The sequence below is a fragment of the Pseudomonas sp. PDM04 genome, assembly GCF_014851765.1.
In the GTDB taxonomy this organism is placed as follows: Bacteria; Pseudomonadota; Gammaproteobacteria; order Pseudomonadales; family Pseudomonadaceae; genus Aquipseudomonas.
In genome coordinates this window covers 458,767-476,347 of the sequence record NZ_JACVAI010000001.1, presented here as the reverse complement: position 1 = coordinate 476,347, position 17,581 = coordinate 458,767, and the positions used below count along the sequence as shown (strand labels likewise).

11 protein-coding genes and 1 other RNA gene are annotated in these 17,581 nt (G+C 62.2%); 7 read left to right on the top strand and 5 right to left on the bottom strand.

Translation table 11 applies throughout. The annotated features are described in order from the left end of the window. Positions 1-160: 160 nt before the first annotated feature. Positions 161-922 (top strand): GntR family transcriptional regulator, encoded by a 762-nt coding sequence (locus IB249_RS02185; RefSeq protein WP_192301879.1) that lies wholly within the window; start codon positions 161-163, stop codon positions 920-922. An 81-nt stretch (positions 923-1,003) separates the two neighbouring features. Here IB249_RS02185 and guaD read toward each other — a convergent pair whose 3' ends face one another. From guaD to xdhA, 4 genes are all read right to left on the bottom strand, one after another. After that, a complete protein-coding gene (gene guaD, locus IB249_RS02180; protein WP_192301878.1) occupies positions 1,004-2,308 on the bottom strand; it encodes a guanine deaminase in 1,305 nt (434 codons plus the stop codon). A gap of 7 nt (positions 2,309-2,315) precedes the next feature. Next, positions 2,316-3,173 carry a xanthine dehydrogenase accessory protein XdhC gene (xdhC, locus tag IB249_RS02175; protein ID WP_192301877.1) on the bottom strand — a complete coding sequence of 286 codons (858 nt, stop codon included), beginning with the start codon at positions 3,171-3,173 and terminating at the stop codon, positions 2,316-2,318. Positions 3,174-3,288: 115 nt separating this feature from the next. Next, complete coding sequence (gene xdhB / locus IB249_RS02170; RefSeq protein ID WP_192301876.1) at positions 3,289-5,688, bottom strand: xanthine dehydrogenase molybdopterin binding subunit; 2,400 nt, start codon at positions 5,686-5,688, stop codon at positions 3,289-3,291. Then, positions 5,681-7,135 carry a xanthine dehydrogenase small subunit gene (gene xdhA, locus IB249_RS02165; RefSeq protein WP_192301875.1) on the bottom strand — a complete coding sequence of 485 codons (1,455 nt, stop codon included), beginning with the start codon at positions 7,133-7,135 and terminating at the stop codon, positions 5,681-5,683. Before xdhA ends, xdhB begins: the two co-directional genes overlap by 8 nt. Positions 7,136-7,403: 268 nt before the next feature. Between xdhA and IB249_RS02160 the strand changes: the two genes are divergently transcribed. From IB249_RS02160 to ffs, 6 genes are all read left to right on the top strand, one after another. Then, positions 7,404-8,063 (top strand): GntR family transcriptional regulator, encoded by a 660-nt coding sequence (locus IB249_RS02160; protein WP_192302809.1) that lies wholly within the window; start codon positions 7,404-7,406, stop codon positions 8,061-8,063. 2 nt (positions 8,064-8,065) lie between these two features. Further along, complete coding sequence (gene smc / locus IB249_RS02155; RefSeq protein WP_192301874.1) at positions 8,066-11,554, top strand: chromosome segregation protein SMC; 3,489 nt, start codon at positions 8,066-8,068, stop codon at positions 11,552-11,554. A 258-nt stretch (positions 11,555-11,812) separates the two neighbouring features. After that, entirely contained in the window at positions 11,813-12,667 is an 855-nt protein-coding gene (gene zipA, locus IB249_RS02150) for a cell division protein ZipA (protein WP_192301873.1), read from the top strand. A gap of 84 nt (positions 12,668-12,751) precedes the next feature. Next, positions 12,752-15,109: an NAD-dependent DNA ligase LigA gene (gene ligA / locus IB249_RS02145; protein WP_192301872.1), complete on the top strand. Its 2,358-nt coding sequence runs from the start codon at positions 12,752-12,754 to the stop codon at positions 15,107-15,109. Between the two features lie 207 nt (positions 15,110-15,316). Then, a complete protein-coding gene (locus IB249_RS02140) occupies positions 15,317-16,483 on the top strand; it encodes a putative zinc-binding metallopeptidase (protein ID WP_192301871.1) in 1,167 nt (388 codons plus the stop codon). Between the two features lie 123 nt (positions 16,484-16,606). After that, an RNA gene (ffs, locus tag IB249_RS02135) (signal recognition particle sRNA small type) lies at positions 16,607-16,703 on the top strand. Positions 16,704-16,882: 179 nt separating this feature from the next. On the opposite strand, the gene IB249_RS02130 is transcribed toward ffs, so the two are convergent. Further along, on the bottom strand, positions 16,883-17,197 hold the full coding sequence (locus IB249_RS02130; protein ID WP_192301870.1) for a helix-turn-helix domain-containing protein: 315 nt from the start codon (positions 17,195-17,197) through the stop codon (positions 16,883-16,885). Positions 17,198-17,581 lie beyond the last annotated feature (384 nt).

Below are 17,581 nucleotides of genomic sequence, written 5' to 3'. Positions count from 1 at the left end.
GGCGTTGCCATACAGCGGAAGGGACAAACAGCCGTACAGTCGTGTTGCCACCACCCATTGTGTACAATCGCCGTGATTTCTACGCGATACTTGCCAGCGACCCGCTGTGCCGTATTACAGTCACGGTCAATTCGCCGCAGTTCTTCCGACCCGAGTACCCATGAACGAACAGTTGCAGCCCCTCAAGAAACAACCGCGAGCAGCTAAAGCCGGCCGCAGCGGAACCCAGGACGATATTGTCTACGCGCATATCTTCGAGGCCATCCTCGAACAGCGCCTGGCGCCCGGCACCAAGTTGAGCGAAGAAGCGCTGGGGGAAATTTTCGGGGTCAGTCGTACCATCATCCGCCGCGCATTGTCGCGCCTGGCCCATGAAGGCGTCGTACTGCTGCGACCGAATCGCGGCGCCGTGGTGGCCAGCCCGAGTGTCGATGAGGCGCGCCAGGTGTTCTTCGCCCGTCGCCTGGTCGAACGCGCGATCACCGAGCTGGCGGTGCAGCACGCCAGCGCCGAGGACATCGCCGAATTGCGGCAGATGGTCAATGACGAGCGCGACAGCTTCTCCCGTGGTGATCGCGGTGCCGGCATCCGCCTGTCGGGCGAATTTCACCTGAAACTGGCCGAGGCCGCGAAGAATGCGCCATTGATCAGCTTTCAGCGCAGCCTGGTGTCCCAGACTTCGCTGATCATCGCCCAGTACGAAAGCGGCAACCGCTCCCACTGTTCCTACGACGAGCACACCCAACTGATCGATGCCATCGAAGCGCGCAACAGCGAGCTGGCGGTGGACCTGATGATGCACCACATGAACCACATCGACAGCAAGCTCAACCTCGACGAGGAAGGCGCGTCCGATGACCTGCATGCGGTGTTCTCGCATTTGCTGCAGAGCAAGAAGCCGGGGCGTTCGGCCAAGCTGTGAGCTGAGTTGCCTTCATCGCGAGCAGGCTCGCTCCCACAGGGATAGTGTGATCCTTGTGGGAGCGAGCCTGCTCGCGATTGCTTAGCGCTGATGCACCAGGTTGCCCGCCGCATACGTCTGCGCCACCGTCCGGTCATCGCCCAGCGTCATTAACACGAACAACGTCTCGGCAATGTTGTTGGCCTGCTTCAGGCGATAGCCGAGCAGCGGCGTGGCGTTGTAGTCCAGCACCAGGAAGTCGGCGTCGCTACCCGGTTGCAGGTTGCCGATCCGGTCTTCCAGGCGCAGTGCGCGGGCGCCGCCGAGGGTGGCCAGGTACAGCGACTTGAACGGGCTCAGGCGCGCGCCTTGCAACTGCATGACCTTGTACGCTTCGTTCAGGGTTTGCAGCAGCGAGAAACTGGTGCCGCCACCGACATCCGTTCCCAGGCCGACATTCAGTTTGTGCCTCTCGGCCATCGGCAGGTTGAACAAGCCGCTGCCGAGGAAGAAGTTCGACGTCGGGCAGAAAGCAATCGCAGAGCCGGTTTGCGCCAGGCGCGCGCATTCGTCGTCGCACAGGTGCACACCGTGGGCGAACACCGAGCGCTCGCCGAGCAACCGATAGTGATCGTAGACGTCGAGGTAGCCCTTGCGCTCGGGGAACAGCGCTTTGACCCACTCGACTTCCTTGAGGTTTTCGCTGATGTGGGTCTGCATGTACAGGTCTGGATATTCGCTCAGCAACTGACCGGCAAGGGTCAACTGTTCCGGGGTGCTGGTCGGGGCGAAACGCGGGGTGACGGCGTAGTGCAGGCGGCCCTTGCCGTGCCAGCGCTCGATCAGCGCCTTGCTTTCGACATAGCTGGATTCAGCGGTGTCGGTCAGGTAATCCGGGGCGTTGCGGTCCATCATCACCTTGCCGGCGATCATCCGCAGGTCCAGGCGTTCGGCGACTTCGAAGAACGAATTCACCGACTGCGGGTGCACGCTGCCGAACACCAGGGCGGTGGTGGTGCCGTTGCGCAGCAGTTCCTTGATGAAGATGTCCGCGACTTCATCGGCATGGGCCTTGTCGGCGAACTGGCTTTCGCAGGGGAAGGTGTAGGTGTTGAGCCAGTCCAGCAGTTGCTCGCCGTAGGCACCGACCATGCCGGTTTGCGGCAGGTGGATATGGGTGTCGATGAACCCGGGAGTGATCAACGCGTCCTGGTAATGGGTGATCTCGATATCGGCGGGCAGGGTGGGCAACAGGTCGCTGGCGTGGCCAAGGGCGCTGATCCGGCCGTTATCGACCACCAGCAAGCCGTCCTCGAAATACTCGTAGGACGCTTCGGTCCCCACTTCGGCAGGGTCGGCGATGCTGTGCAGGATGGCGGCGCGGTAGGCTTTGCGAGTCAGAGGCATAAGGTTCTCAGTTCGAGGCTTTCAAGTGTGCGGTAGGGCTGCGGCGTGACACGGGCAGCAGTTTGGCGATCGGTTCGGCACGCGAGGTTTGCTGGCCGAAATTCGCGTTGTAGGTGGCGATGATTTCACCGGCGATGGAGATGGCGATTTCCGCCGGCAGCTTGCCCTTGACCTCGCCAAGCCCCATCGGGCAACGCATGCGCTGCAGCACATCGCTGTCGAAACCACGCTCGCGCAGGCGGTGTTCGAACTTGACCCGTTTGGTCCTGGAGCCGATCAGGCCGAAATAGGTGAAGTCGTTGCGTTTGAGCATCGCGGCAGTCAATTCGAGGTCGAGCTGGTGGTTGTGGGTCATGACGATGCAATAGCTGCCGGGGGGCAGGTCGTCGATTTCATCCACAGGCTCCTCGCTGACGATCTTGCGCACCCCAGGGGGGATCTGCCCGGGAAACTCGGCGTCCCGCGAGTCGATCCAGCGCACGCGGCAGGGCAGGCTGGCGAGCAGGGGCACCAACGCGCGGCCGACATGCCCGGCGCCGAACACGGCGATCTGCGCCTGCACCTGGCCCATGGGTTCGAACAGCAGCACGGTCGCGCCGCCGCAACACTGGCCGAGGCTGGCGCCGAGGCTGAAGCGCTCCAGGTGGCTGTCCTGGCGGCCACTGGCAAGCATTTCGCGGGCGATCTGCATGGCCTTGTATTCCAGGTGTCCGCCACCGATGGTGTCGAAAGCCTGGCTGGCGCTGATGACCATCTTCGAGCCGGCATTGCGCGGCGTCGAGCCGAGCTCTTCGATGATGGTCACCAACACGCAGGGCTCACTGCGGTTTTGCAGGTCGGCGAGGGCGTCGATCCAGTTGTACATGTTCACCTCGACATCGTTGTTGTCTGTTCCGGGCCTTCGCGGGCAAGTCCGCTCCCACATTTGGAATGCATTCCCTTGTGGGAGCGAGCCGGCTCGCGAATGGCCGCGCCTCGATCTAGAGCGGAGCCAACTCGGTCTCAGCCGCAACAGCCTTCACCGCCTTCAACTGGCGCATCTGCTCGCACCCCCACAACACCCGCTCCGGCGTCGCCGGCGCGTCGATCTTCGGTTGATGCCGGTAGTCACCCAGGCTCGCCACGGCGTCCTTGATGGCGCACCACGCGGCGATACCGAGCATGAACGGCGGTTCGCCCACGGCCTTGGAATGGAACACCGTGTCTTCCGGGTTCTTGCGGTTTTCCACCAGCTTCACCCGCAGGTCCAGGGGCATGTCCGCCACGGCCGGGATCTTGTAGCTGGCCGGGCCGTTGGTCATCAGCTTGCCCTTGTTGTTCCACACCAGCTCTTCCATGGTCAGCCAGCCCATGCCCTGGATGAACCCGCCCTCGACCTGGCCGATGTCGATGGCCGGGTTCAACGAGGCGCCGACGTCGTGGAGGATGTCGGTACGGAGCATTTTGTATTCGCCGGTCAGGGTGTCGACCAGCACTTCGCAGCACGCTGCACCGAAAGCGAAGTAGTAGAACGGACGGCCCCGGGCCTGGCTGCGGTCGTAGTAGATTTTCGGGGTCTTGTAGAAGCCGGTGCTCGACAGCGACACCTGGGCGAAATACGCCTGTTGGATCAGCGCCTCGAACGTCAGGATGTGATCGCGTACCCGCACGTGTCCGTTGTGGAATTCCACGTCCTCTTCACTGACCTTGTACTGGCGCGCGGCAAATTCCACCAACCGTTGCTTGATGGTTTCGGCGGCGTTCTGTGCGGCCTTGCCGTTCAGGTCGGCACCGCTGGACGCGGCGGTGGGGGAGGTGTTCGGCACCTTGTCGGTGTTGGTCGCCGTGATCTGCACCCGGTCCATTTCCACCTGGAACACTTCGGCCACCACCTGCGCGACCTTGGTGTTCAGGCCCTGGCCCATCTCGGTGCCGCCGTGGTTGAGGTGGATGCTGCCGTCGGTGTAGACATGCACCAGCGCACCGGCCTGGTTAAGGAAGCTGGCGGTGAAGGAAATGCCGAATTTCACCGGGGTCAGCGCCAGGCCTTTTTTCAGGATCGGGCTGTTGGCGTTGTAGCGACGAATCGCTTCGCGGCGCTCGGCGTACTGGCTGCTCTGTTCCAGTTCCGCGGTCATTTCCTCGAGCATGTTGTGCTCGACGGTCTGGTAATAGTGGGTGACGTTGCGCTCGGTCTTGCCGTAGTAGTTGGCTTTGCGCACCGCCAGCGGGTCGAGGGCCAGGTGTCGGGCGATGGCGTCCATCACTTCCTCGATGGCGACCATCCCTTGCGGGCCGCCGAAACCCCGGTAAGCGGTGTTCGACGCGGTGTTGGTCTTGCAGCGATGGCCGTTGATGGTGGCATCGCCCAGGTAGTACGAGTTGTCCGAGTGGAACATCGCCCGGTCGACAATCGAGGCCGAGAGGTCCGGTGAGCAACCGCAGTTGCCCGCCAGTTCCAGGGCGATGCCGTGCAGCCGGCCGGTGCTGTCGAAGCCGACGTCGTATTCGACATAGAACGGGTGGCGCTTGCCGGTCATCAGCATGTCTTCGACGCGCGGCAGGCGCATCTTGGTCGGCTGGCCGGTGAGGTGGGCGATGACCGCGCACAGGCAGGCCGGGCTTGCGGCCTGGGTTTCCTTGCCACCGAAACCGCCGCCCATGCGGCGCATGTCGACGACGATCCTGTTCATCGACACATCGAGCACTTCGGCCACCAGTTTCTGCACTTCGGTGGGGTTTTGCGTGGAGCAGTAGACGATCATGCCGCCGTCTTCGGTGGGCATCACCGAAGAAATCTGGGTTTCCAGGTAGAAATGCTCCTGGCCACCGATGTGCAACGTGCCCTGGATGCGATGCTCTGCGGTCGCCAGCGCGGCAGCCGAATCGCCACGTTGATGGGTATGGCTGTCGAGCACGAAATGGCGTTTGCGCAGGGCTTCGACCACATCGAGCACCGGTTCGAGGTCCTCGTATTCGATGATCGCGGCCATGGCAGCCTGGCGTGCGGTTTCCAGGTCCCTGGCGGCAACGGCCACCACCGGCTGACCGACGAATTGCACGGTGTCGATGGCCAGCAAGGGATCGCCCGGCAGCAAGGGGCCGATGTCTTTCAGGCCGGGCACGTCTTCGTGGGTAATGGCGATGCGCACGCCCTCGAAGGCGTAGCACGGCGCGGTGTCGATGCGGAGGATCCTGGCGTGGGCACGGTCCGACAGGCGCGCGTAAACGTGCAGCTGATTGGGAAACTCCAGGCGGTCGTCGATGTACTGCGCTTCCCCGGACACATGCTTGGCGGCGCTGTCATGCTTGACGCTGCGGCCGACACCGGTGGTCAGGTCCTTGGCGAACAGTTCAGCCAGTTCGGCCTGGGTCTTCTCTACGGCGTGATGGTTAGACATAATCGGTCACCCGGGTCTCGATGTGCGGCGTTTGCAGTTCGATGAAGTATTTGCGCAGCAGGTTCTGTGCACTGAGCAGGCGATATTCCTTGCTGGCGCGGAAGTCCGAGAGCGGCGTGAAATCCTCGGCCAGCGCGGCGCAGGCACGTTCCACGGTGGCGTTGTCGAAGGGCGCGTTGCGCAGCACGGCTTCACAGGCGCTGGCGCGTTTCGGGATGGCGGCCATGCCGCCGAACGCGACGCGGGCGTCGCCGATCACGCCGTTTTCCAGGCGCAGGTTGAAGGCGGCGCAGACAGCGGAAATGTCATCGTCCAGGCGCTTGGACACCTTGTAGGCGCGGAACGACTGCTCGGCACTGGCTCGCGGCACGATGATTTTTTCAATGAACTCGCTTTCCTGGCGCGCCGTGACCCGGTAATCGATGAAGTAGTCCTCCAGGGCGATGGTGCGGCGGGTTTCGCCCTTGCACAGGACGATCTGCGCGTCAAGGGCAATCAGCAGCGGTGGCGAGTCGCCGATGGGCGAGGCGTTGCCGATGTTGCCGCCAAGGGTGCCCTGGTTGCGGATTTGCAGGGAGGCGAAGCGTTGCAGCAATTCGCCAAAATCCGGGTACTCGGCTTTCAGTGCTGCGTAGCAGTCGGAGAGGGCGGTGGCGGCACCGATTTCCAGGCGATCGTCAAAGCGTTCGATGCGCTTCATCTCGGCGACGTTGCCCACGTAGATCATCACCGGCAGGGTGCGGTGGAACTGCGTGACTTCCAGTGCCAGGTCGGTGCCGCCGGCCAACAGGCGGGCCTGCGGATAGGCGTCGTAGAGGTCCGCCAGGTCGGCCACGGTGAGAGGCACCAGGCAGCGTTTGTCGCCACTGTTGAGTTCGCCGATGTCCGTGGGGGCGATGGCTTTCAGGCGCGCGATGGTCTCGGCTTCCCGGGCATCGAACTGATCGGGTTGTTTGCCGCAGCAGGACTGCTCGGCGGCTTGCAGGATCGGCCGATAGCCAGTGCAGCGGCACAGGTTGCCGGCCAGGGCTTCGTGGGCCTTGTGCTGATCCGGCGCATCGCTGTTCTTTTGCAGGGCAAACAGCGACATGACGAAACCGGGGGTGCAGAAGCCGCATTGCGAGCCGTGGCACTCGACCATGGCTTTTTGCACGCTGTGCAATTCGCCCTGGTGCTTGAGGTCCTCGACGCTGATCAGTTGTTTGCCGTGCAGGGACGAAACGAAGGTCAGGCAGGAATTGAGGCTGCGATAGCGAATGTGCTCGCGGCCCGCCGCATCCGTCTGCAACTCGCCGACCACCACAGTGCACGCGCCACAGTCACCGCTGGCGCAGCCTTCCTTGGTGCCGGGTTTGCCCACATGCTCGCGCAGGTAGTTGAGGACGGTCAGGTTCGGGTCCAGGGCGTGCTCGCTTCGGAGTTCCTGGTTGAGTAAAAACTGGATCACGGAAGGCCTCGCAGATTTCATTATTGTTGTTAAGCGACTGGGACTGAATTTATCAGTTCTGACTTTTGGGTCAATGATTTTCTGACTTAAGGGTCAGGAAAAATCATTTTGTCGATCAACAGCACGTTTCTTCAGTATTGACCCTGAAGCACCTGTCTGCTTTTTGCGGGTTTCGTGCCAAAAACCGCTGCGTGGGCACTCCGCCATGACCCATCATGTGCGCTACACTGCGCCGCTTGTGCAGATCGAAGAGTTTGAAGGGACAACCATGACGTTCAAGGCGCCGGACAGCCTCGCCGAGCAAATCGCTCACCACCTCGCCGAGCGCATCATTCGTGGCGAAATGAAGCCCGGAGAGCGCATCCAGGAACAGAAGGTCACGCTGGCCCTCAATGTCAGCCGCGGATCGGTCCGCGAAGCCTTGCTGATCCTCGAGCGTCGTCACCTGATCGCGATTTTGCCGCGACGTGGCGCGCACGTAACCGAACTCACTGCTCACAAAGTGCGCAGCCTGTGCACCCTGATGGGCGAGCTGTACATCCTGCTCGGCAATGCCGTGGCCAATGGCTGGCAGGTCCAGGCCGACCTTGCGCCGTTCCTGCAGATCCAGCAGCGCTTGCACAGCAGCTACGAACGCCAGGACATCCGCGCCTTCGTCGATGACAGCTTCAATGTGATGCGGGCGGCGTATACCTTCGCCAACAACCCGTATTTGCAGGAAACCGTCGAGAATCTGCAGCCGGCCATGAGCCGTGCGTACTTTCTCGCCCTGGACCAACGCAAGGCATCGATGAGCGAATACCTGGCGTTGTTCGAACAACTGCTCGCGGCGGTGATCGCCCGCGATTTTCCACAGATCCGCGAAGTACTGACGGCTTATGGCCAGCGCAGTTGCGATCTGGTGGTTTCCGCCCTGACGGACGCCTGAGCGTGCGACTCAAGTGCATCAAGCTGGCGGGGTTCAAATCCTTCGTCGATCCGACCACGGTGAACTTCCCCAGTAACATGGCGGCGGTGGTCGGACCCAATGGATGCGGCAAGTCGAACATCATCGACGCCGTCCGCTGGGTGATGGGCGAGAGCTCGGCCAAGAACCTGCGTGGCGAGTCGATGACCGACGTCATCTTCAATGGCTCGACCAGCCGCAAGCCGGTGAGCCAGGCGAGCATCGAACTGGTGTTCGACAACTCCGACGGCACCTTGATCGGCGAGTACGCCGCGTACGCGGAAATTTCCATTCGTCGCAAAGTCACCCGCGACAGTCAGAACAGTTATTTCCTCAACGGCGCCAAATGCCGCCGTCGTGACATCACCGATATTTTCCTCGGCACCGGCCTGGGTCCGCGCAGCTACTCGATCATCGAGCAGGGGATGATTTCCAAGCTGATCGAAGCCAAGCCGGAAGACCTGCGCAATTTCATCGAGGAAGCGGCGGGGATCTCCAAATACAAGGAGCGCCGGCGCGAAACCGAAAACCGCATCCGTCGCACCCACGAAAACCTCGCCCGCCTGACCGACTTGCGCGAAGAACTGGAACGTCAGCTCGAGCGTCTGCACCGTCAGGCCGAGTCCGCCAAGAAATATCAGGAATACAAGGGCGAGGAGCGCCAGCTCAAGGCCCAGTTGTCGGCGCTGCGCTGGCAGGCGCTGAACGAACAGGTCGGACAGCGCGAAGCGGTCATCGGCAACCAGGAGGTCACCTTCGAAGCGCTGGTGGCTGAGCAGCGCAACGCCGACGCCAGCATCGAACGCCTGCGCGACGGTCACCATGACCTGTCCGAGCGATTCAATCTGGTACAGGGGCGCTTCTATTCGGTCGGCGGCGACATTGCCCGGGTCGAGCAGAGCATCCAGCATGGCCAGCAACGCCTGCGCCAGTTGCAGGACGACTTGAAGGAAGCCGAACGCGCACGCCTGGAGACCGAGTCGCACCTGGGCCACGACCGCACCTTGCTGCTGACCCTGGGCGAAGAGCTGGACATGCTCACCCCGGAGCAGGAAGTCACCAGCGCCGCCGCAGAAGAAGCCGCCGCCGCGCTGGAAGAATCCGAAACCACCATGCACGGCTGGCAGGAACAGTGGGACGCGTTCAACCTCACGGCGGCTGAACCGCGCCGCCAATCCGAAGTCCAGCAGGCGCGGATCCAGCAGCTGGAAACCAGCCTGGAGCGCCTGGCCGACCGTCAGAAGCGCCTCGCCGAGGAGCGCGACTTGCTGTCGGCGGACCCGGAAGACGCGGCGATCATGGAACTCAACGAGCAACTGGCGGCGAGCGAGGCGACGCTGGAAGACCTGCAGGCCAGTGAAGAGGCGCAGGTCGAACGCCTTGAGCAACTGCGCCAGCAATTGCAGCAGGCCTTGGCGGCGCAGCAACAGGCGCAGGGTGATTTGCAGCGCCTCAACGGGCGACTGGCGTCGCTCGAGGCCTTGCAGCAGGCCGCGCTCGATCCGGGCACCGGTACGGCCCAGTGGCTGCGCGAACAACACCTGGCGGAGCGTCCGCGACTGGCCGAAGGCCTGAAAGTGGACGCCGGCTGGGAGCTGGCGGTGGAAACCGTACTGGGCGCCGACCTGCAGGCGGTGCTGGTGGACGATTTCGCGGGCGTCGACCTTGCCGGTTTCACCCAAGGCGATTTGCGCTTGTTGAGCCCCGCCAGTGATGGCGTGCGCGTGCCCGGCAGCCTGCTCGACAAGGTCGAGGCACAGATCGACCTGTCGCCGTGGCTGGGGCAGGTTAAGCCGGTCGACAGCCTTGAACAGGCCCTGGCCCTGCGCGGGCAATTGGCGCCCGGGCAAAGCCTGATCAGCCGTGACGGCTACTGGGTGGGCCGGCACTTCCTGCGCGTGCGCCGGGCCAGCGAGGCGGAAAGCGGCGTCCTGGCCCGGGGCCAGGAAATCCAGCAACTGGGCCTTGAGCGCGAAGCGCGCGAAGCCACGGTCGAAACCCTCGAAACGCAACTGCAGAACCTGCGGGCGCAACAGCGCCAGCAGGAAAACGGTCGCGAACATTTGCGTCGACTGCTGCAGGACGAAGCGCGCCAGCAGGGGGAACTCAAGGCTCAGTTGTCTGCGGGCAAGGCCAAGGCCGAGCAGCTGACGCTACGCCGTACGCGACTCGACGAAGAGTTGGCCGAACTGGCCGAACAGCGCGCGCTGGAACACGAAAACATCGGCGAAGCGCGCCTGCAGTTGCAGGAAGCGCTCGATGCCATGGCACTGGACACCGAGCAGCGTGAGCTGCTGCTGGCTCAACGCGACAGCCTGCGCGAACGCCTTGACCGGGTGCGTCAGGAAGCACGGCAACACAAGGATCACGCCCATCAACTGGCGGTGCGCCTGGGTTCCCTGCGGGCACAGCACGACTCGACGCGCCAGGCGCTGGAACGCCTGGAAATGCAGTCCGAGCGCCTGACTGAAAAACGCGAACAGCTGAGCCTCAATCTGGAAGAGGGCGAGGCGCCGCTGGAAGAGCTGCGCCTGAAACTCGAAGAGCTGCTCGACAAGCGCATGACCGTCGATGAGGAACTCAAGACCGCGCAGATCGCCCTGGAAGATGCCGACCGTGAATTGCGCGACGCCGAAAAACGCCGCAACCAGGCCGAACAGCAATCGCAGCTGATCCGTGGCCAGATGGAATCCCAGCGCATGGAATGGCAAGCCCTGACCGTGCGTCGCAAGGCCCTCGAGGACCAGTTGCTCGAAGACGGCTACGACCTGCACGGCGTGCTCGCCACCCTGGCGGCCGAGGCCAACGAAAAGGACGCCGAGGAAGAACTCGAACGCATCGCCGGACGGATTCAGCGCCTGGGCGCGATCAACCTCGCGGCCATCGACGAATACCAGCAACAATCGGAGCGTAAACGTTATCTGGATGCGCAGAACGACGATCTGGTGGAGGCGCTGGACACCCTCGAGAACGTGATTCGCAAGATCGACAAGGAAACCCGCAACCGCTTCAAGGATACCTTTGATCAGATCAATGGCGGTTTACAGGCGCTTTTCCCAAAAGTTTTCGGTGGAGGCAGCGCCTATTTGGAACTGACGGGCGAAGATCTACTCGATACAGGGGTAACGATCATGGCGCGACCGCCAGGAAAGAAGAACAGCACCATCCATTTGCTCTCCGGTGGCGAAAAAGCCCTGACCGCATTGGCCCTGGTTTTTGCGATCTTCAAGTTGAATCCGGCGCCGTTCTGCATGCTCGATGAAGTGGATGCGCCACTGGATGACGCGAACGTTGGACGCTACGCACGCCTGGTGAAAGAGATGTCGCAGACGGTGCAGTTCATCTATATCACCCACAACAAGATCGCCATGGAAATGGCCGATCAGTTGATGGGGGTGACGATGCACGAACCGGGATGTTCGCGTCTGGTGGCGGTGGATGTCGAGGAGGCCATGGCGATGGTGGACGCCTGAGTCGGCGTTGGCGGGAGGGGTATTTTCGGTCCGTAGGGCTTTTCTGAATGCTCCGACTTGCTGGCAAATCGACATAATCGCGCAAGCCATGGTGACAGACGGTGTAAAGTTGTCTTTGGTCGTGCTAGTTTAATGTCAATTTTTCGTATACGTGGGCAAAACGCCTGTCAGAACATAGAGTTGGCGCCACGTTTTAAAGCGGTTTACCAGTTGTAAACCCCTTATTTTTCAGCATTTTTTATAGAGGCACGGGATTACATGGAAATCGGTCTGCGCGAGTGGCTGATCGTCATCGGCATCATTGTCATTGCCGGTATTCTTTTTGATGGCTGGCGCCGGATGCGCGGCGGCAAGGGAAAACTGAAATTCCGTCTTGATCGAAGTCTGTCCAATTTGCCGGACGACGACGGTAACGCCGAACTGCTGGGCCCGCCCCGCGTTCTGGACACCCATAAAGAACCGCAACTGGACGAGCACGACCTGCCGTCGGTCAGCATGCCCGCCCGTGAACCTCGTGAAACGGGTTCCAAGCGCGGCAAGCGTAGCCATGGTGAACCCTCCCAGGGCGACATGAACCTCAGCCTCGACCTCGATGGCGGCCCGAGCTTCAACAGCCGTGACGACGATTTCCCGGATGACGGCAAGGCCTCGCCGGCGTTGGGCGACAAGGAACAGCCGCAAGCCGAGGAAGTGCTGGTGATCAGCGTGATCTGCCGCGACGCGGCCGGCTTCAAGGGGCCTGCGCTGCTGCAGAACATCCTCGAAAGCGGTCTGCGCTTCGGCGAAATGGACATCTTCCATCGCCACGAAAGCATGGCCGGTAATGGCGAAGTGCTGTTCTCCATGGCCAATGCGGTCAAGCCGGGCGTCTTCGACCTGGACGACATCGATCACTTCAGCACCCCGGCCGTGAGCTTCTTCCTCGGCCTGCCGGGCCCGCGTCATCCGAAGCAGGCCTTTGACGTGATGGTGGCGGCGGCGCGCAAACTGTCCCAGGAGCTCAACGGCGAACTGAAGGACGACCAGCGCAGCGTGCTGACCGCTCAGACCATCGAGCATTACCGTCAGCGCATCGTCGAGTTCGAGCGTCGCGCACTGACCCAGAAGCGTTGATCGGCAGGAGCCACCGGTGCTCCTGCCACGCCGCAATGACATTGAGCAGCTTCGGCTGCTCTTTTGCTTTATGAGAGAACACCCATGACCGCCGCCAAAAACCGCATTCTAGAGCTGCGTGCCGAACTGGATCAGCACAACTACCGTTACCACGTGCTGGACGAGCCGAGCATTCCGGACGCCGAATACGACCGTCTGTTCCACGAACTCAAGGCCCTTGAAGCGGCCAACCCCGAACTGATCACCAGCGACTCGCCGACGCAGCGCGTGGGCAGTGCGGCGTTGTCGGCGTTCACCCAGGTGCGCCATGAAGTGCCGATGCTCAGCCTTGGCAACGCCTTCGAAGAAACCGACATGCGCGAGTTCGATCGGCGGGTGACCGAAGGCCTCGATTTGCCGGCCGGCGATCTGTTCGGCGGTGGTGCCGCGGTGGAATACAGCTGCGAACCGAAGCTCGATGGCCTGGCGGTCAGCCTGCTGTATCAGGATGGCGTGCTGGTGCGCGGGGCGACGCGCGGCGACGGCACCACTGGCGAAGACATCAGCGTCAACGTGCGCACCGTGCGCAACATCCCGCTGAAACTGCAGGGCAGCGGCTGGCCGGCCACCCTGGAAGTGCGCGGTGAAGTGTTCATGTCCAAGGCCGGTTTCGAACGCCTGAACGCCACGCAGCTGGAAGTCGGTGGCAAGACCTTCGCCAACCCGCGCAACGCGGCGGCGGGCAGCCTGCGCCAGCTGGATTCGAAGATCACCGCCAATCGCCCCCTGGAGTTCTGCTGCTACGGCATCGGCCAGGTGTCGGCCGACATCGCCGACACCCACATTGGCAACCTGAAACAGTTGCAAACCTGGGGCCTGCCGATCAGCCGCGAGCTGAAACTGGCGCATGGCATCGACGAGTGCCTCGATTACTACCGCGACATCGGCGAGCGCCGCAACGCTTTGGCCTATGAAATCGACGGCGTGGTGTTCAAGGTCAACAGCATTGCGTCCCAGCGTGAGCTGGGTTTCCGCGCGCGCGAGCCGCGTTGGGCGATCGCCCATAAATTCCCGGCCATGGAAGAGCTCACCGAGTTGCTCGACGTGGAGTTCCAGGTCGGTCGTACCGGGGCCGTGACACCCGTGGCGCGTTTGAAACCGGTGAAGGTTGCCGGCGTCACCGTGGCCAATGCGACGCTGCATAACATGGATGAAGTGGCGCGCCTGGGCCTGATGATCGGTGACACCGTGATCATCCGCCGCGCCGGCGACGTGATTCCGCAAGTGGTGCAGGTGGTCCTCGCGCGTCGTCCGCAGGATGCGCGGGCGGTGCAGATTCCGCAAAATTGTCCGGTCTGCGGTTCCCATGTCGAGCGCACGCAACTGGTCAAGCGCAGCAAGGGCCGTGAGACCGTCAGCGAAGGCGCGGTGTACCGCTGCGTCGGTCGTCTGGCCTGCGGTGCGCAACTCAAGCAGGCAATCATTCACTTCGTTTCGCGCCGTGCGATGGACATCGAAGGCCTGGGCGACAAGAGCGTCGAGCAACTGGTGGATGAAGGGTTGGTGAGTTCGCCGGCCGATCTGTACGCCCTGAAGTTCGAAGACATTGTCGAACTGGAGGGGTTCGCCGAAGTGTCGAGCAACAAGCTGCTCAGCGCCATCGAGAACAGCAAGCGGCCGAGCCTGGCCCGCTTCATCTACGCCCTTGGCATTCCCGATGTCGGCGAGGAGACGGCCAAGGTCCTGGCGCGCTCCCTCGGCTCGCTGGAGCGGGTGCAGCAGGCATTGCCGCAGGTGCTCACGTACTTGCCGGACGTGGGGCTGGAAGTGGCCCACGAGATCCACAGCTTTTTCGAAGACAGCCACAACCGCCAGGTGATCGCTGACCTGCTCAAGCATGGCTTGCAGATTCAGGACCAGGGCGAGCTGGGCGCCGAGTTTGCCGCAAGCACCACCCTCGGCGGGTTCCTCGACAAATTGCACATCCCGTCGGTGGGACCGGGCGGGGCGCAGAAACTGGCGGACCGGTTCGGCTCGCTGGAAGGGGTGTTCAACGCCGATTGGCTGGACATGCGCCAGGCCTTGCCGGAAAAGCAGGCCAACGCGGTGCGTGAGTTTTTTGCAGTGGCCGAGCATCGCCGGCAGGCCCAGGCGGCCGAGCAGCAACTGCGCGATTTCGGCATGCACTGGCTGAGCGAGAAGAAGGTCGTCGAAGGTTTGCCGCTGGCAGGGCAGACCTGGGTCCTGACCGGATCGCTGGAGTTGATGAGCCGCGAGGTGGCCAAGGACAAACTCGAAAGCCTCGGCGCCAAGGTCGCCGGTTCGGTATCGGCCAAGACCCATTGCGTGGTGGCCGGGCCGGGCGCCGGTTCGAAACTGGCCAAGGCCAATGAGTTGGGGTTGAAGGTGCTGGATGAAGAGGCTTTGATTGCGACGTTGCGCGAGTACGGCAAGCTGGATTGAGGTCTGGCGATTCAGTCTGTGGGCAGGCCCTGCTCGCGAAAGCGCAGTTTCAGACACTTTGGTGTCGCAGCTGCCACCGTCTTCGCGAGCAGGCGAATGTGGGAGCGAGCCCTGCTCGCGATAGCAATGTCCGCCACAACGCAAAAAGCGGGAACGATGCACAACCAATCATGATCTAGTCTTGGCAAGCCCCAGGGAGAGATCGCCATGTACCGCTTTTTCGAGCAGCTCAGTTCACGCATCGCTGCGCCCTTCATGGGTGAAAGCTCGCGCAACAGCAAAATCTGGCAGTGCCGCTGCGGTCAATCGCTGTTCTTTCGCAACAGCCAGTGCCTGGCGTGTTCCGCAGCACTGGGCTATGAACCCGAGCGCGGCCGCTTGTCCTCCCTGCAGCCAGGCGCGCAGGCCGATACCTGGACGCTGGACGCCGCCCCGGAGGCGGGCGCCTTTCGCCGCTGCGCCAACCTTGATTCCCCGGCCGCCTGCAACTGGCTGTTGCCGGCCGGCGATCGTGAGGCGTTGTGCATGGCCTGTCGTTTGAACCGCACCATTCCCGATTTATCCATTGCGCAAAACCACGAGCGCTGGCTCAAGGTCGAGACCGCCAAGCGGCGGCTGATCGCCCAACTGGTCAGCCTGGGCTTGCCAGTGATTCCCAAGACCGTGGACGAGGAGAGCGGCCTGGCGTTCGATTTCATCGGCGTCGACCTCGAAGGCAACCTGCCGACCACCGGCCACGCCAACGGCCTGATCACCCTCGACATCCAGGAAGCCGACGATGCCCACCGCGAGCAGGTCCGGGTGCACATGCACGAGCCGTATCGCACCCTGCTCGGGCATTTTCGCCATGAAGTGGGTCATTACTACTGGGATCGATTGATCGCCGACAGCCTGTGGCTGGAGCCGTTTCGCCGCGTGTTCGGTGACGAGCGCGCGAGTTACGCCGACGCCCTCGACCGGCACTACCAGCAGGGCGCGCCGACCGACTGGCAGCAGCGGTTCGTCAGCGCCTACGCCACCATGCACCCGTGGGAAGACTGGGCGGAAACCTGGGCGCACTACCTGCACATGATGGACGCCGTGGACACCGCCCTCGGTTTCGGCATGAGCGCGCGGGAGATGGACCTCGACTACCAGCCATTCCCTGCCAGCACCCTCTACGACCCGCAACATCCGGGCGGCGCCGCGTTCCTGTCCTTCGTCAACGCGTGGATCGAGCTGGCGGGCATGCTCAACGAACTGTCGCGCAGCATGGGCCAGCCGGATTTCTACCCGTTCGTCCTGCCGCCGGAGGCGATTGCCAAGCTGCACTTCATCCACCTGGTGATCCAGCAGGAGGGCGGCAGGGCGGACGAGGTGGTCAGGGACGCGTAGTGAGCGCTTTTGCATGTCCTTGAAGCGACTCATGTTTTTTAATGTCAGCGAACGGTTGTAACTTCGCCGCAGACAGGTACAATGGCGCGGCTCGCCGTCAGGCGGGCGTCGTTATGGTGACCCCATCGGTCCCCCCGCAACGATTACCCGTGAACCTGGTCAGAGCCGGAAGGCAGCAGCCACAGCGGGAACATTGTGTGCCGGGGTGTGGCTGGTGGGGTTGCCTCCATAACGCCCCGCGAGCCCTCTCTCGCGTTCCTCCTCATTCCCGACACCGTTTTTGCTCTGCCCTGGATCGTTTCCACAGGCGGATTTTGTCGTTTGCGATCTGAAAAGCGGCGCATAAAAAAGGAGGCCGACCTGATTCGACAGGTCGGCCTCCTTTTTTCATGTCTGCGACTATGACTTGGACAGGGCCTGGTCAACTGCGGCGATCAGTTTGCCGAGGTCCTTCGGGGGTGCTTTATGGATGACGGAGAACAGGTAGGCCCGTTGTTCGTCTTCGTCATCCAGGTCGGTGAAAAAAACCTTGAGCTTGACCCCCAGCACATTGGCAAGCAGGAACAGAGCTTCCACGCTTGGCGTGTAGGTGCCGGTTTCGAAGCGGCTGATGGTTTTGGGGTCAAAACCGGTCCTTTCGCCGAGTTCAGCCTGAGTAAGCCCCGCGACCTTGCGGTGACGGCGAATGGCTGAACCCAAACTTAAAATTTGCATCGCTCAATTCCCATTTAGAATCAAGAACTTAACGATAGATTTTCGCATTAGGCAACCGCGCGATTCATCACCTTGCTTTGCAAAATGTGATGTGTTTCGTAGAATCGGCGCTCCCAAGGGGATATTGGGTGTCCGGTTCTCTGAAGTTGGCCTGGTGGCGCAGGGCAAGAAGCGCGCTCCTTCCCACAGGCATGCGGTGGACTCAAGTTGCCTTGAAGCCTTGCAAAAAGTTACCGAAATGGCTGTTGTCGCCGGATGTCCGGGTCTTTGAGACTAGTGGATCTTCGGCTGCCAATGGGCCATCAATTGCTGTTCATGGAGTGATCACGTGGCGCTGCGCAACAGGATTCAACTCACCTCTACCGGCCATTGTGCGCTGGTCGA

Bases quoted from the DNA above. Each gene is read 5' to 3' on its own strand.
- IB249_RS02185 (WP_192301879.1), top strand. From the start codon at position 161: ATGAACGAACAGTTGCAGCCCCTCAAGAAACAACCGCGAGCAGCTAAA.
- guaD (WP_192301878.1), bottom strand. From the start codon at position 2,308: ATGCCTCTGACTCGCAAAGCCTACCGCGCCGCCATCCTGCACAGCATC.
- xdhC (WP_192301877.1), bottom strand. From the start codon at position 3,173: ATGTACAACTGGATCGACGCCCTCGCCGACCTGCAAAACCGCAGTGAG.
- xdhB (WP_192301876.1), bottom strand. From the start codon at position 5,688: ATGTCTAACCATCACGCCGTAGAGAAGACCCAGGCCGAACTGGCTGAA.
- IB249_RS02160 (WP_192302809.1), top strand. From the start codon at position 7,404: ATGACGTTCAAGGCGCCGGACAGCCTCGCCGAGCAAATCGCTCACCAC.
- zipA (WP_192301873.1), top strand. From the start codon at position 11,813: ATGGAAATCGGTCTGCGCGAGTGGCTGATCGTCATCGGCATCATTGTC.
- ligA (WP_192301872.1), top strand. From the start codon at position 12,752: ATGACCGCCGCCAAAAACCGCATTCTAGAGCTGCGTGCCGAACTGGAT.
- IB249_RS02140 (WP_192301871.1), top strand. From the start codon at position 15,317: ATGTACCGCTTTTTCGAGCAGCTCAGTTCACGCATCGCTGCGCCCTTC.
- IB249_RS02130 (WP_192301870.1), bottom strand. From the start codon at position 17,197: ATGCAAATTTTAAGTTTGGGTTCAGCCATTCGCCGTCACCGCAAGGTC.